Source organism: Streptomyces boncukensis (assembly GCF_011045075.1).
Lineage (GTDB): Bacteria > Actinomycetota > Actinomycetes > Streptomycetales > Streptomycetaceae > Streptomyces > Streptomyces boncukensis.
Map to the genome: position 1 here is coordinate 1 of NZ_JAAKZZ010000031.1, position 14614 is coordinate 14614.

Consider the following 14614-nt stretch of genomic DNA (forward strand, 5'->3'; position numbering starts at 1 on the left):
CCCCGGACCCCCTGCTCCAGCCCTTCCAGCTCCGGCACCTCACCCTGCGCAACCGGGTGGTCAGCACCTCCCACGAACCGGCGTTCGGCGAGGAGGGCCTGCCCAAGGACCGCTACCGGGCCTACCACCTGGAGAAGGCGCGGGGCGGGGTCGGCCTGACGATGATCGGCGGCTCGGCCGTCGTCGCCCCCGACAGCCCGCCCGCGTTCGGCAACCTGCTCCTGTACCGCGACGAGATCGTGCCGTGGCTGCGCCGGCTCGCCGACGACGTGCACGGTGCCGGCGCCGCTGTCATGTGCCAGGTCACCCATCTCGGCCGCCGCACCAGCAACTTCACCGGCGACTGGCTCCCGGTGGTGTCCGCCTCGGCGCTGCGCGAGCCCGCGCACCGCTCCTTCCCCAAGGCCGCCGAGGCATGGGACCTGGACCGGATCGCCGCCGACTACGCCGCGGCGGCGCTCCGCTGCCGGGAGGGCGGCCTCGACGGCATCGAACTCCAGGCGTACGGCCACTTCCTGGACAGCTTCCTGTCCCCCGCGACCAACCGCAGGGACGACGAGTGGGGCGGCAGCCTGGAGAACCGCATGGCGTTCCCGCGGCGCGTGATCCGGGCCGTCCGCGAGGCCGTGGGAGCGGACTTCCTCGTCGGCATCCGGATGACGCTGGACGAGGACCGCCCCGGCGGACTGGGCTTCGACGAGGGGCTGACGGCCGCGGAGCGCTTCCGCGACGACGGCATCGACTTCATCAGCACCATCCGCGGCTCCATCGAGAGCGACGCCTCCCTGGCCAGGACGATCCCGTCCATCGGCACCCCGCTGGCGCCCCATCTGGACTTCACCGGCGAGATCAGGCGCCGGCTCGCCGTCCCCGTCATGCACGCGGCGCGGATCGCCGACGTGGCCACCGCGCGGCACGCCCTGCGCGCGGGGCTCCTCGACCTGGTCGGCATGGTCCGCGCGCAGATCGCCGATCCGCACCTGGTCGCCAAGGTGGAGGCCGGCCAGGAGGACCGCATCCGGCCCTGTGTCGGGGCGAGCTACTGCCTGGACGCCATCTACGACTCCGGGGACACCAAGTGCGTGCACAACCCGGCCTCGGGCCGCGAACTCACGGTGCCCCACCTCGTCCCCCGTACGACCGGCCGGCGCCGGAGGGCCGTGGTCGTCGGCGGCGGCCCGGCCGGTCTGGAGGCGGCCCGGGTGCTGGGGGAACGCGGCCACGACGTCGTGCTGTTCGAGGCGAGCGACCAGCCCGGCGGGCAGATCAGGCTCGCCGCCTCGAACCCCCGCAGGGGCGATCTGATCCAGATCGCCGACTGGCGGCTGGCCGAGTGCAAGCACCTGGGGGTCGACCTGCGCCCCGGGACGTACGCCGAGGCGCACGACGTCCTCGCCGAGCACCCCGACCTCGTGATCGTCGCCACCGGGGGCACGCCCGACCGCGGCTTCCTGGCCGGAGGCGAGAACCTGGTCGCCGACACCTGGGACGTGATGACCGGCTCCCTGCGTCCCCCGCGGCGGCCCGGCGGCGAGATCCTCGTCTACGACGACCACGGCGGCTACCCGGCCATGGACGCCGTGGAGGTCCTCACCTCCTCCGGCGCCCGGATCGAGTACGTCACTCCGGAGCGCACCCTGGCTCCCGACGTCGGCAGCATGAACTCCCCCGCGTATCTGCGCGCGTTCACCGCGCACGGCGTCACCACCACGCTCGCCCGGCGGCTGCGCTCCGTGCGCCGCTCCGGGGACGGCCGCCTCGTCGCGACCCTCTACAGCGAGTACACCGGGGCCGAGGCCGAGCGGACCGTGGACCAGGTCGTCGTGGAGCACGGCACGCTGCCGAACGACGAGCTGTACACCGAGCTCGTCCCCCGGTCGGTCAACCTCGGCGAGGTCGACCTGCGCGCCCTGCTCGCGCACCGGGAGCAGACGGTGGTCCGCAACGACGCCGGCGCGTTCCGGCTGTTCCGCATCGGCGACGCCGTCGCCTCCCGCACCATCCACGCCGCGGTCTACGACGCGCTGCGGCTGTGCCTGCCGGTCTGAGGGAGACACGATGACCTTCACGACATCCGCGTCCGGTGCGGCCCGGCTCGTCGCCCGGCGTGCCGTCGGACAGAGCCTGGAAGCCCCCTTCTACACCAGCGAGGAGTTCTTCGCCCTCGACATCGAGGCCGTCTTCGCCAAGCACTGGCTGTTCGTCGCCGCCGAGGCGGAGCTCCCCGAGCCCGGCGACTACGTGACGGTCGCACTCGGGCCGTACTCGGTCATCGTCGTCCGCGACGACGATGACCGAGTACGGGCCTTCCACAACGTCTGCCGGCACCGCGGCGCGCGGCTGCTCCACGAGGAGCGCGGCTCGGTGGGCAACATCGTCTGCGGGTACCACCAGTGGACGTACGGGGTGGACGGCGCCCTGCGGCACGCCCCGTCCCAGCCGCCCGGCCTCGATCCGGCCTGCTTCGGGCTGCGGACCGTGCGGGTGCGCACGGTCGGCGGGCTGGTCTTCATCTGCCTGGCCGAGGAGCCGCCGGCCGACTTCGACGAGGTCGCGGCCCGTATCGAGCCCTATCTCGCCCCGCACCGCCTGGCCGGGGCGAAGGTCGCGGCCCAGACGGACCTGGTCGAGCACGGCAACTGGAAGCTGACCATGGAGAACAACCGGGAGTGCTACCACTGCGGCGGCCACCCCGAACTCCAGGGCTGCTACTTCCCCACCTACGGCTACGAGGAGCAGGACATCACGCCGGTGCTGCGCCCGGCCTACGAGCGCTTCCTGCGGGCGGAGGCCGAGGCCCACCGCACGTACGCGTCGCTCGGCCTCCCCTACGCCACCATCGAGGAACTCGACACCCGCGCCACCGGCTTCCGCATCCAGCGCGAACCCCTCGACCTGGCCGGGGAGTCCTTCACGCCGGACGGCACGGCCGCCAGCAGGCGGCTGCTCGCCGACTTCCCCACCGCCCGCCTGGGCCGCCTCGCCCTGCACACGCAGCCCAACGCCTGGTTCCACTTCATGGCCGACCACGCGGTCACCTTCGCGGCCATCCCCCTCGGCGCCGACCGCACCCTCGTCCGCACCACCTGGCTGGTGCACGCCGACGCCGTCGAAGGTGTCGACTACGACCTCGACACCATGACCAAGGTCTGGAAGGCCACCAACGACCAGGACGCCGTGCTCGTCGCACGCGCCCAGCAGGGCGTCAGCAGCCCCGCCTATCTGCCGGGGCCCTACGCGCCGGCGGAGGAACAGGTCGAGCAGTTCGTCCACTGGTACGTGGCCCGGCTCAGGGCGCATCTGGAGGGGCAGCTGTGACCGAGACCGACGAGCTCCTGGTGTGCCGCCAGGTCCACCCGCTCACGCACGACGTGACCACCTTCGTGTTCGAGTACGCCGAGCCCCGGCTGTTCCGGCACGAACCCGGCCAGTTCGTGACGCTGACCCTCGACATCGACGGCGAGCCGGTGCAGCGCTGCTACACCATCTCCTCGCCGCCCACCCGCCCCTTCCTCCTCACCACCACGGTGAAGCGCATCCCCGGCGGACGCGTGTCGAACTGGATGCACGACCGCCTCAGGCCCGGCGACACCGTGCGGGCGCACGGCCCGCACGGCGACTTCTCCACGGCCCGGCATCCGGCGCCCCGGTACCTCTTCCTGTCCGGGGGCGTCGGAGTCACCCCGTCCATGGCGATGACCAGGACGCTCTACGACCTGGCCGACCCTGCCGACGTGGTGTTCGTGCACAGCGCGCGCACCCCGAAGGACATCGTCTTCCGCCGCGAGCTCGACTTCATCGCCGCGACCGCGCCGAACATCCGGGTGGTCCACGTCTGCGAGGACGACCACCCCTACGAGCCCTGGGGCGGATACCGCGGCCGGCTGACGATCGAGATGCTCCGGCAGGTCGCACCGGACTTCCTCGAACGGGAGGTCTTCGTCTGCGGCCCCGCCCCCTATATGGCCGCCGCGCGGGCCATGCTGACGGACGCGGGCCTCGACATGGACCGCTACCACCAGGAGAGCTTCGCCTTCGAGACGTCCCTCGGCACCCCGGCCGCCGCCCCCGGCGCCGGCTTCAAGGTCGAGTTCACCCGCAGCGGGCGCACGATCGAGTGCGACGCCGACACCGCGCTCCTCGCCGCGGCGGCCCGCGCCGGGCTCAACCTGCCGGCCTCGTGCGCCCAGGGCATGTGCGGCACCTGCAAGACGCCCCTGCTCTCCGGCTCCGTCGACATGCAGCACAACGGGGGCATACGCCCCCGCGAGATCGCCCGGAACAAGATCCTGCTGTGCTGCTCGAAACCGCTGGAGGACCTCGTGATCGACGCCTGAAGCGGGCCTGCCCGGCCGGGGCCGCCCGTTGCTGTCTCGTCGCCGGGCACGGGTGCGATGGGGGTACCCCTGCTCGAGCGAAGCCGAGAGCTTGGGAGAGGCGCCGCACACGAGGCAGCGCGGGGAGGCGGGGGCGCCCAGGAGCGTGCCCGGCGCCCTGCGCGAGCAGGTCAGCTCTGCAGCCACCCGGGGCTGACCATGCCCGACTCATAGGCGAGGATCACCAGTTGGGAGCGGTCCCGCACATCCAGCTTGGTCATGATCCGGCTCACATGCGTCTTCGACGTGGCCGGACTGAGCGTGAGCCGCGCCGCGATCTCGTCGTTCGTCAGCCCCGCGGCCACCAGCCGCATCACTTCCCGCTCCCGCTCGGTCAGCGCGTTGAGCCGGGGGCTGGGCTCGGGCGTCCGCGCCCGGCCCGCGAACTCCGCGATCAGCCGCCGGGTGATCCCCGGGCTGATGAGCGCGTCACCCCGCGCCGCCACCCGTACAGCGTGCACCAGCTCCTCCGGCTCGGTGTCCTTGACCAGGAAGCCGCTGGCCCCCGCGCGCAGCGCCGTATACACGTAGTCGTCCAGGTCGAAGGTGGTGAGGATGACCACCCGCACCTCGGCGAGCTGTTCGTCGGCGGCGATCTGCCGGGCCGCCTCCAGCCCGTCGACACCCGGCATCCGGATGTCCATGAGGACGACGTCGGGGCGCCGCTCGCGGCACGCGGCCACCGCCTCGGCGCCGTCGCCCACCTCGCCGACCACCGCGAAGTCGTCCTCGTCCTCCAGGATCGAGCGGAACCCCGCGCGCACCAGGCGCTGGTCGTCGGCGAGCAGGACCTTGATCATGAAGCGGCCCTCTCCCTCTCGTCCATCCCGTCCCTCTCGTACGGCAGCCGGGCCCGTACGGCGAAGCCGCCGCCCGCGCCGGGCTCCGCGGTCAGGTCGCCGCCCAGCGCGCGGGCCCGCTCGCGCATCCCGCTGATCCCGCTGCCGGACGCGCCGGTACCGGTCCCGGACGGCGCCGAGCCCCGCCCGTCGTCCACGATCTCCAGCGTCAGCTCCCGGCGACCGTACCCCAGATGGACGGTCGCGGCGGTCGCGTGCGCGTGCCGGCTCACATTGGTGAGCGCCTCCTGGACGATACGGAACCCGGCCCGGTCCACCGCTGCGGGGAGCGGCTCCGGCGTGCCGCTGGTGCGGACACGCGCTGCGAGCCCGGCCCGCCGCGCCGACTCGACGAGCTCGCCGATCCGCTCCAGGCCGGGCACCGGGCCCGTGGGGGCCGCCTCGCCGCTGTCCCGCAGCGCGCCGAGCGTCGCCCGCAGTTCGCGCAGGGCCTCCCGGCTGGCCTCCTTGACCGAGCCGAGCGCGGACCCCGCGCCCTGAGCGCCGCGCTCGGGGTCCTTCTGCCAGCGGCGCAGCGCCGCCGCTGCCTGCACGTTGATCAGAGAGAGGTGGTGGCCGATGCTGTCGTGCAGCTCGCGGGCGATCCGCAGCCGCTCCTCGCTCGCCGCGTGCCGCTGCACCTCCCGGGCGTACTCCAGCCTGCTGTGCCGCGCCCAGCCGAGCGCGACGACGGCGACCAGCCACCCGGCGAGCATGAACAGCGCGACGCCGTTGACGTCGTCGTTCCCGGCGATCGTGCCCGCGCCGGTGCTCAGCACGGCCAGTGACGCGATGGCGAGGGCCGAGGCGAGCTGCCCGCTCGCGGCGACCGTGTAGAGCGCGATGACCACCGCGATCAGCAGCACGCCGTCGTAGGCGCTGGTGACGTAGTACACGCCGCTGACGACGAGGGTCAGCAGCGCGATGGGCGCCGGACGGCGGCGCCTGAAGGCGAGGGCGCCGCAGCCGACGACGATCAGCGCCCAGCCGACCACCGTCGTCGCCCACGGCTCCCGGCGCTCTCCCAGCAGCGCGGGCAGGGTGCCGACCATCACCACGACCAGCATGCCGCCCGCGAGCGCCGCGTCCGCGGCCTGCCCGCGCGGGAGCCGGAGGGTGCCGAACCGGGAGCGCGCGCCGGGAATCATGGGGCCAGCGTAGGTCGGCGCCGCACCGTGCGCGCTCCACCCGGGGTTGCGACCAGCGGGTTCCGGGCCGCAACCCGGGGAGTACGCGTAGGGCGTGTCCTGCGGATCATGGTTGCCCTCTGCCGGGGCTGCCGGGTCGGGGTTGCCCCGGCCCGTGCGTTGCGGGCTGCGGCGCGGCCGTGGCTGGTCGCGCAGTTCCCCGCGCCCCTGACGGGGCACGCAGAGTGCGCCCCGAAGGGGCGCGGGGAACTGCGCGCGCGACCACGGCACCAGCCGCACCCCGCACGGCGCAGTAAGGGGCAGCTTCTGCCCGGCAAGCTCCGCAGGACACGGCCTCGGTCCGGGTCAGGCTGTGACACCCGCGCTGTCAACGGCTCCCGCGCGCACCCGGGTGACGAACGCCTGCCACGCGGCAGCCGGGATGAGGAGCGCGGGGCCGTGCGGGTTCTTGGAGTCCCGTACGGGGACGGTCCCTTCCGTGGAGTGCAGAGCTGCTTCCAGGCAGTTGCCGCCGCCTTGGCCGCTGTAGCTGCTCTTGCGCCATGCCGTGGAGGGCAGGTTTCTCGCGCTGGTCATGAGGAGAGCTCCTTCGCTCGCGCGGCAATCATGTCGAGTGACGCCCGAGGTGAGAGGGCGTCTGCCCGCAGCAGATCATAAGTGTGACTGTACTCGGCGACATCAGTGGAAGCGGCGATGATCGTGCCACGGATCCGGCCTTCCGTGCACACGACGTCTGGGCCCTCATCCAGCGTCAGCCCGACGAACGGTCCATCCATGCTGGCGTGCGCACCCACCTCGTACGGAATCACCTGGACGATGGTGCGCTGGTCCTCCGCCGCCCTTACGATCTCCCTCAACTGCCGTGCCATGAGCGTTGGTCCGCCGACGGCCCTCCGCAGTACGTTTTCATCCAGTACGACCCACAGGCGCGCACGGTCGTCCCGTCCCAAGATGTCCTGCCGGGTCATGCGGGCGGCGACCAGCTCGTCCGTGTTCGGCAGCCGGGCCGCCGCGAAGAGGGCTCGCGCGTACTCCTCGGTCTGCAACAACCCCGGCACGACCTGGTTCTCGAAGTCCCAGACTTCGGTCGCGTCCTTCTCCAGTCCCACGAACGGCCGGAACCAGTCCGGATAGGCGTGCTGGATGATGACGGGCCACATCCGCAGGAACAAGCCGCCCGTGCCCAGCACTTCGTCGCAGCGCTGGGTGAACTCCTCCGTCGGCACCCGCTGCGCGCTCTCGATGCGGGAGACCAGCGAGTGGGTGCAGAACGTGCGCGTGGCCAGCATCGACTGGCTGAGTCCGGCCTCCTCCCGCTTGATCCGCAGCTCCGTTCCGAAGTAGGCCAGGGTCGACACGTGCGGGTTGCCCCTGACGTTCGCGCCAACTTCCTTCTCCGCCGCCATCTTTTGCCTCTCAGCCCTTGACAACTGCGCCTGCAAGCCCTGCTGCCTCCCCACCACTATGCCCGGAGGGCGACGCTGGGACCACGGAAAGTGAAGATCTCTCCGAAGAAGGGTGCTGCGATGAGGACGACCATGACGAAGCTCCGCGAGGCGGAGGACGCGTACCGGCGGCTGCGTACCGCTCTGGGGGAGGCGGACGTGCTGCTGCCCTCGCTGCGCGTCGACCTCTCCTCCTGTGCGGATCACCTCACCGAGCCGCTGCTCGATCTCGGCCGCTGCAATCTGGCGACCGCCGAGCGGCTCATCGCCGCGCTCGCGGAGGAGGGCTGAGGGCCTCAGCCCGGCAGGAACCGCACCGAGGGGCGTCCCCCGGGCCCCTCGGCCGTCACCACGGACCGCACCCCGTACACGTCCCCGATCAGCTCCTCGGTGAGCACCGCACCCGGCGCCCCGGCGGCCACCACCCGGCCGTGCCGCAGCACGGCCACGTGGTCGCAGAACATCGCCGCCAGGTTCAGGTCGTGCAGCGCTATCACGCTCGTCACCGGGGTCCGGACGACAAGGGCGAGCAGGGCGAGCTGGTGCTGGATGTCGAGGTGGTTGGTCGGCTCGTCCAGCAGCAGTTCGCTCGGCCGCTGGGCCAGCGCACGGGCGATCTGCGCGCGCTGCCGCTCGCCGCCGGAGAGGGTGTGCCAGGACTGCGCGGCGCGCTCGGTCAGGCGGGTGCGCTCCAGTGCGTCCCGCACGGCGGCCTCGTCGGCGGCGCCGGGTGCCGACCACGCGCCGCGGTGCGGGATCCGTCCGAGCCGTACGACGTCCCGCACCGTCAGGTCCGCGCCCGTCTCGGCGTGCTGCTCGACCACGGCCACCCGGCGCGCGACGGCCTTGCGGCCCAGCTCGGGCAGCGGCACCCCGTCGAGGGTGACCACGCCGGAGGCGGTGGGCCTGACCCCGGCCAGCAGCCGCAGCAGCGTGGACTTGCCCGAGCCGTTCGGGCCGAGCAGCCCGACCGTCGTGCCCGGCTCGGGGCACAGCGAGACGCCGTCCAGGACCAGCCGTCCGGCGGCCCGCCAGGCCACCCGCTCCGCGCGCAGGCTCATACGCCGCCACCTCCGGCGCCCGCCAGGCCGCCCCGGCGCCGGTGCAGCAGGACGACGAAACCGGGCACGCCCACCAGCGCGGTGGCGACCCCCACCGGCAGTTCGCGCGGCGCCAGCAGCGTACGGGCCGCCGTGTCCGCCCAGACCAGGAACACCGCGCCCAGCAGCGCCGTGGCCGGCAGCAGCCGCCGGTGCCCCGGGCCGACGACGGCGCGCGCCGCGTGCGGCAGCACCAGCCCCACGAAGCCGATCGCGCCCGACGCGCTCACCAGCGCCGCGGTGACCAGCGCGGTCACCAGCAGCAGCGCCATCCGCACCCGCTGGACGGAGACGCCGAGCGCCGCCGCGGCCTCCGGGCCGAAGGCGAAGGCGTCCAGTGCGCCGGCCCGCGCCAGACAGACGGCCAGGGCCGCGCCGAGGGCCGCCGAGCACAGCGCGACCTCCGTCCAGCCGACGGAGCCGAGCGAACCGAGCAGCCAGAACAGCACGGCCTTGGTCTGGTTCGCGTCCGCCGAGAGGAACACCACCAGCGAGGTCAGCGCCGAGAAGAACTGCATACCGGCGATGCCGGACAGCAGCACCCGGTCCGTCGTACCGCCGGAGGTGTGCGCGAGCAGCAGCACCAGCCCGAACGAGAGCACGGCGCCCGCGAAGGCCCCCGCCGACAGCGAGAGCGCCCCGCCGCCGACGCCGAGTACGACGACGCAGACGGCGCCCGTCGAGGCGCCGGAGGAGACGCCGAGCACGAAGGGGTCGGCGAGCGGGTTGCGCAGCAGCGACTGGAGCACGGCGCCGCACAGGGCGAGGCCCGCGCCGCAGACGGCGGCCAGCAGGGCGCGCGGCAGCCGCAGCTCCCACACGATGCCCTCGCGGATCGGCGACAGTCCGGACTCGGCGCCGCCGAGCCGTTCGACGACCACCCGCCACACGTCGAGCACCCCGATCCCCGCCTGCCCGATGGAGATCGCCGCCGCGATCGACAGGGCGAGGAGGGCGAGCCCCACGACGCCGTAGACGGCGGCCCCGCGCCCGGTGCGCCCGGCGCGGACGACGGCGGAGAGGGCGGCGGCGCCGGAGGAGGCCGTCACTTCGCGAGCCCGAACCCGCGCAGCCCCTCGGCCACCTGCTCGACGCCCTCGACGGTGCGGATGGACGGGTTCATGGCGGCGCCGGGCAGCCGGACGTAGCGCTTCTTGCGCACCGCCGTCATCCGCCGGGTGACCGGGTTGGACTCCAGCTTCTTGATCTTCGCGGCGGCCGTCTCGGCGGTCTGGTTCTTGCGGGTCAGATCGCCCAGCACGATGACGTCCGGGTCGCGGTCGGCGATTTTCTCCCAGCCGATCTGCGGCCACTCGTCGTGGGTGGCGTCGAACGCGTTCTTCGCGCCGACGGCCCGGGTGATGATGCCGGGCGCCCCGCAGCATCCGGCCAGATACGGCGACTCGGAGTTGGCGAACCAGTACATGACGGTCGTCCCGGAGGCGTCCGTGCCCTCGGTGGCCTGCTTCATGCGCTTCTTCAGCCGGGCGACGAGCCGCTCGCCCCGCTTCTCGACGCCGAACACTCGGGCGAGGTCCCGCACCTCTCCGTACACGTCCGCCATCTCCAGCCGCTCGGCGCGGGTGCCGTCGCCGCCGGTGGTGTTGTCCTTGGCGCAGTCGGCGGGGGAGAGGTACGTGGGCACCCCGAGCTTCTCGAACTTCCCGCGCGGGGCCACCGCGCCCTTGGCGAGCGTGGCGGCGAAGGAGGCGGTGACCAGGTCCGGCTCCTTGTCGAGGACGCGTTCGAGGGCGGGGTAGCCGTCGGCGAGCCGCGGCACCTTCGCGTTCTCTTCGCCGAGGCCCTTCATCACCGGGTCGGTCCAGGTGCCGGTGCCCGCCATCCGGTCGCCGAGGCCGAGTGCGAGCAGGATCTCGGAAGAGCCCTGGTCCAGTGAGACGGCGCGGCGCGGCGGGTGCTCCACGGTGACCTTCCGCCCGCAGTTGTGCAGGGTGCGCGGATATCCGGCGGCGGAGTCGCCCGAGCCCTTTCCGGAGTCCTGGCCCCCGCATCCGGATGCGAGGACGAGCAGCGCGAGCAGGCCGCACCAGGCGGCCGTACGGCGGTTCTTGGCCACCACAGTTTCCTTCTCCGTCTCAAGGCCCATGCGCGGAGCCCGGCGTCCTGCTCCGCCCGGAGCCGGTACGGAGGTGCCAGCAGGTCTTCGGACTCGGGACTTCTGCGCGCCGGACGCCTTCCCGGAGGGGCTCCTCCAGTGGCCTGTGCCCGCCGCTCACATCCCTCACCGCTGCGCGTCAGTTCCGGATTCGCACCGGATTCCCTGGCCCGTTCGACGGGGTTGACTGGCGCTGGCAAGCTATCACGCCGGATCCGGCGCCCCGCCGCGGGCCCGCGAGCCGAAGAGCACACTTTCGGGTGAGATGGGGAATGAGAGGTGTGGGTATCGCTGTGGGCATGTCCCAACAGCCCTTCACGCTCCCCGACTTCTACGTCCCGTATCCCGCACGGCTCAATCCCCATCTGGAGGAAGCCCGTGTCCACTCCACGGCGTGGGCGCGCGAGATGGGGATGCTGGAGGGCTCCGGCGTCTGGGAGGAGCGGGACCTCGCCGCGCACGACTACGCCCTGCTGTGCGCCTACACCCACCCCGACGCCTCCGGCCCCGACCTGTCCCTGATCACCGACTGGTATGTGTGGGTCTTCTTCTTCGACGACCACTTCCTGGAGGTGTTCAAGCGCACCCAGGACCGCGCCGGCGGCAAGGCGTATCTCGACCGGCTGCCGGCCTTCATGCCGCTGGGCGGCGCGGCGCAGGTGCCCGAGCCCGGCAACCCCGTGGAGGCGGGGCTGAAGGACCTGTGGGCCCGCACGGTGCCCTCGATGTCCCCCGCCTGGCGCGCCCGCTTCGCGCGCAGCACGGAGAATCTGCTCAACGAGTCCCTGTGGGAGCTGTCCAACATCAACATCGGCCGGGTGCCGAACCCGGTGGAGTATGTGGAGATGCGCCGCAAGGTCGGGGGCGCGCCCTGGTCGGCAGGGCTGGTGGAGTTCTCCGAGCACGCGGAGGTGCCGGCCGCCGTCGCGCACGAGCGGCCCCTGGAGGTGCTGCGCGACTCCTTCGCGGACGCCGTGCACCTGCGCAACGACCTGTTCTCGTACGAGCGCGAGACCGGTGACGAGGGCGAGCTGAGCAACGGCGTGCTGGTGCTGGAGACCTTCCTGGACTGCTCCACCCAGGAGGCCGCCGACGCCGTGGGGGACCTGCTCACCTCCCGCCTCCAGCAGTTCGAGCACACCGCGCTCACCGAAGTGCCCGCGCTGTGCGCCGAGAAGGGGCTGGACGCCCGGCAGTGCGCCGACGTCACCGCGTACGCCAAGGGCCTCCAGGACTGGCAGTCCGGCGGCCACGAGTGGCATATGCGCTCCAGCCGCTATATGAACGGCGGCGGCGTCCAGGCGGAGGCGGCCCCGGGCCCGGGGTACGTCCCGGCCGGGCTCGGCACCTCAGCCGCCGACCTCGCCCGCACCACGCGCCGGACGAACGCGCAGCGCGTCCGCACGTTCACCCATGTGCCGCACCGGCGGACCGGGCCCGCGCGGGTCCCGGACATCGACCTCCCCTTCGCGCTGCGGCTGAACCCGCACCTGGCGGGCGCCCGGGAGCGGGTCGTCCCGTGGGCGCACGCCATGGGGCTGCTGGAGCCGCAGCCCGACGTGCCCGGCGGCCGGCTCTGGGACGAGACCCTGCTGTGCGACTACGACCTCCCGCTGTGCGCCGCCGGTCTGCACCCGGACGGCACGGCGGAGGAGCTGGATCTGGGTTCGCAGTGGCTGGCCTGGGGCACCTGGGGCGACGACTACTACCCGGTGCGCTTCGGCCGCACCCGCGACCTGGCGGGCGCGAAGGCGCTGACGGAGCGGCTCGGCCAGTTCATGCCGGTGGACGGCGCCGCCCCGGCCGCCGTCCCCGCGCACCCCTTCGAGCGGGGGCTCGCCGACCTGTGGGCCCGCACCGCCGGCGCGATGCCCCCGGCGGGGCGGCGCCGGTTCCGCGAGGCCGTCGAGGTCATGGTGAACTCCTGGCTCTGGGAGCTGCACAACCAGGCGCTGAACCGCATCCCGGACCCGGTGGACTATCTGGAGATGCGCCGTCTGACCTTCGGCTCCTCGCTCACCATGAGCCTGTGCCGGATCGGCCACGGCAACGCCGTCCCTGACGAGGTCTACACCTCCGGTCCCGTGCGGTCCCTGGAGAACGCCGCCTGCGATGTCGCCTGCCTCCTCAACGACCTCTTCTCGTACCAGAAGGAGATCGAGTTCGAGGGCGAGGTCCACAACTGCGTCCTCGTCGTGCAGAACTTCTTCGACTGCGACTATCCGGCGGGCGTCGCCGTCGTCGGCGATCTGCTGCACTCCCGGCTGCGCCAGTTCCTGCACGTGGCCGCCGCCGAGTTCCCCGTCCTCTGCGACGACTTCGGGCTGGACGCGCCGGCGCGCGCGGTGCTCGACCGCTATGTGCGCGAGCTGGAGCACTGGATGTCGGGCATCCTCAACTGGCACCGCCAGGTGCGCCGCTACGCGGAGGCGGACCTGCGCCGCCACCACAGCGCCCACTGGCCCTTCGACGGCCCCGCGGGCCTGGGCACGGCGGCGGCGCGGCTGCCCGCAAGGGCGGGGGGAGTCACCGGGAGCGCCGCACTCCAGACGGTTCCCTGACGTCCCCGGGGCCGGCAGGCGGAGCCGGCAGCGGCCGGGGGGCCGGTGCCCTCCGGCCGCGCAGCCGGGACACCGCGACGCCCGCGAGGCACAGGGCGCCGCCCGCCAGGGCGAGGGGCCCGGGGACCTCGCCGAGCGCCAGCCACGACATCGCCACCACCAGCGCGGGCACCACATAGGTCGTGGCGCCCATCCGCCCGGCGGTGGTGCGGGACAGCGCGAAGGCCCAGGTGCTGAAGGCGAGGGCGGTGGGGAAGACGCCGAGGTAGACCATGTTGGCCGTGGCGGCGGGCGGCGCGTCACCGAGCTGGGAGACGAGCTGCCCGCTGAACGGCAGGCAGGCCACCGCGCCGATCAGGCAGCCGAACGCGGTCACCTGCAGCGGGGAGGCGTAGCGCAGCGCGGGCTTCTGGCTGACCACGCCGCTCGCGTACGTCACGGCGGCGAGCAGGCACAGCAGCAGCCCCGTCAGGGACCCGGAGCCGCCCCCGCCGGAGGTGGCCAGGCCGACGACCACGGCGCCCAGGAACGACACCGCGATCCCGGCGAGCAGCCGGGGCGGGAACCCCTCCCGCAGCAGCCAGCCGCCCAGCAGCGCCACCAGCACCGGGCCGACGTTGACGACCATGGCGGCCGTGCCCGCGTCGACCATCCGCTCGCCCCAGTTCAGCGCGACCATATAGGCGCCGAACCACAGCACTCCGGACAGCCCGATGCCCCGCCAGGCGGCCCGCGGCGGCAGGCCCTCGCGCCGGACGAGGAGGACGGCGCAGAGCACCGCCGCGCCCGACAGCAGCCTGCCGAGCGCGAGGGCGCCGGGGCCGTAGTGGGCCCCGGCGCTGCGGATGGAGACGAAGGCCGACGCCCACAGGACGACGGTGACGCCCGCGGCGGCGAGCGCCGCCCTGTCGGTCTTCCCGGCCGTTTCCCCGGTCATACGGTTCCCCCGATGTGCTGTGCTGTGCTGTGCGTGCAGGGGAACCGTATGGCTCCGGGTGCGGTGCCGGCTCGCGGTTTTACGACGTCGCG

13 protein-coding genes and 1 riboswitch are annotated in these 14614 nt (G+C 73.2%); of the genes, 5 read left to right on the top strand and 8 right to left on the bottom strand.

What is annotated here, in order from left to right; genetic code table 11:
- The 3 genes from G5C65_RS05175 to G5C65_RS05185 all read left to right on the top strand — a co-directional run.
- Positions 1-2048, top strand: a 2048-nt coding sequence (locus tag G5C65_RS05175) for an NADH:flavin oxidoreductase (RefSeq protein WP_165297414.1), incomplete at its 5' end; no start/stop codon positions are given.
- A 10-nt stretch (positions 2049-2058) separates the two neighbouring features.
- On the top strand, positions 2059-3318 hold the full coding sequence (locus tag G5C65_RS05180; RefSeq protein ID WP_165297415.1) for an aromatic ring-hydroxylating oxygenase subunit alpha: 1260 nt from the start codon (positions 2059-2061) through the stop codon (positions 3316-3318).
- Positions 3315-4337: a 2Fe-2S iron-sulfur cluster-binding protein gene (locus G5C65_RS05185; protein WP_165297416.1), complete on the top strand. Its 1023-nt coding sequence runs from the start codon at positions 3315-3317 to the stop codon at positions 4335-4337. Before G5C65_RS05180 ends, G5C65_RS05185 begins: the two co-directional genes overlap by 4 nt.
- A 170-nt stretch (positions 4338-4507) precedes the next feature.
- On the opposite strand, the gene G5C65_RS05190 is transcribed toward G5C65_RS05185, so the two are convergent.
- The 4 genes from G5C65_RS05190 to G5C65_RS05205 all read right to left on the bottom strand — a co-directional run bounded on the left by G5C65_RS05190 (position 4508) and on the right by G5C65_RS05205 (position 7769).
- Positions 4508-5176, bottom strand: a complete 669-nt coding sequence (locus tag G5C65_RS05190) for a response regulator (protein ID WP_165297417.1) — start codon at positions 5174-5176, stop codon at positions 4508-4510.
- Positions 5173-6363 carry a sensor histidine kinase gene (locus G5C65_RS05195; RefSeq protein ID WP_165297418.1) on the bottom strand — a complete coding sequence of 397 codons (1191 nt, stop codon included), beginning with the start codon at positions 6361-6363 and terminating at the stop codon, positions 5173-5175. The genes G5C65_RS05190 and G5C65_RS05195 overlap by 4 nt, the downstream gene beginning before the upstream one ends.
- A 345-nt stretch (positions 6364-6708) precedes the next feature.
- Positions 6709-6939 carry a DUF397 domain-containing protein gene (locus G5C65_RS05200; protein WP_165297419.1) on the bottom strand — a complete coding sequence of 77 codons (231 nt, stop codon included), beginning with the start codon at positions 6937-6939 and terminating at the stop codon, positions 6709-6711.
- Positions 6936-7769, bottom strand: a complete 834-nt coding sequence (locus tag G5C65_RS05205) for a helix-turn-helix domain-containing protein (RefSeq protein WP_165297420.1) — start codon at positions 7767-7769, stop codon at positions 6936-6938. The genes G5C65_RS05200 and G5C65_RS05205 overlap by 4 nt, the downstream gene beginning before the upstream one ends.
- 132 nt (positions 7770-7901) lie before the next feature.
- Between G5C65_RS05205 and G5C65_RS05210 the strand changes: the two genes are divergently transcribed.
- Entirely contained in the window at positions 7902-8099 is a 198-nt protein-coding gene (locus G5C65_RS05210; RefSeq protein WP_241265561.1) for a hypothetical protein, read from the top strand.
- A 5-nt stretch (positions 8100-8104) separates the two neighbouring features.
- On the opposite strand, the gene G5C65_RS05215 is transcribed toward G5C65_RS05210, so the two are convergent.
- From G5C65_RS05215 to G5C65_RS05225, 3 genes are read right to left on the bottom strand one after another with little or no spacing between them, the layout of a single operon-like run.
- The gene (locus G5C65_RS05215; protein ID WP_165297422.1) at positions 8105-8869 is read right to left on the bottom strand and encodes an ABC transporter ATP-binding protein; all 765 of its coding nucleotides are present in this window, start codon (positions 8867-8869) and stop codon (positions 8105-8107) included.
- Positions 8866-9957, bottom strand: a complete 1092-nt coding sequence (locus G5C65_RS05220) for a FecCD family ABC transporter permease (RefSeq protein WP_165297423.1) — start codon at positions 9955-9957, stop codon at positions 8866-8868. Before G5C65_RS05220 ends, G5C65_RS05215 begins: the two co-directional genes overlap by 4 nt.
- Positions 9954-10988: an ABC transporter substrate-binding protein gene (locus tag G5C65_RS05225; RefSeq protein WP_420903282.1), complete on the bottom strand. Its 1035-nt coding sequence runs from the start codon at positions 10986-10988 to the stop codon at positions 9954-9956. Before G5C65_RS05225 ends, G5C65_RS05220 begins: the two co-directional genes overlap by 4 nt.
- A 58-nt stretch (positions 10989-11046) precedes the next feature.
- Positions 11047-11231: riboswitch (cobalamin riboswitch) on the bottom strand.
- Positions 11232-11323: 92 nt separating this feature from the next.
- Between G5C65_RS05225 and G5C65_RS05230 the strand changes: the two genes are divergently transcribed.
- Positions 11324-13585 (top strand): terpene synthase family protein, encoded by a 2262-nt coding sequence (locus tag G5C65_RS05230; protein WP_165297425.1) that lies wholly within the window; start codon positions 11324-11326, stop codon positions 13583-13585.
- Here the strand turns inward: G5C65_RS05230 and G5C65_RS05235 are convergent.
- Positions 13551-14522, bottom strand: coding sequence for a DMT family transporter (locus G5C65_RS05235; RefSeq protein WP_165297426.1), 972 nt, complete (start codon positions 14520-14522; stop codon positions 13551-13553). The two genes, G5C65_RS05230 and G5C65_RS05235, sit on opposite strands and share 35 nt — an antisense overlap.
- Positions 14523-14614 lie beyond the last annotated feature (92 nt).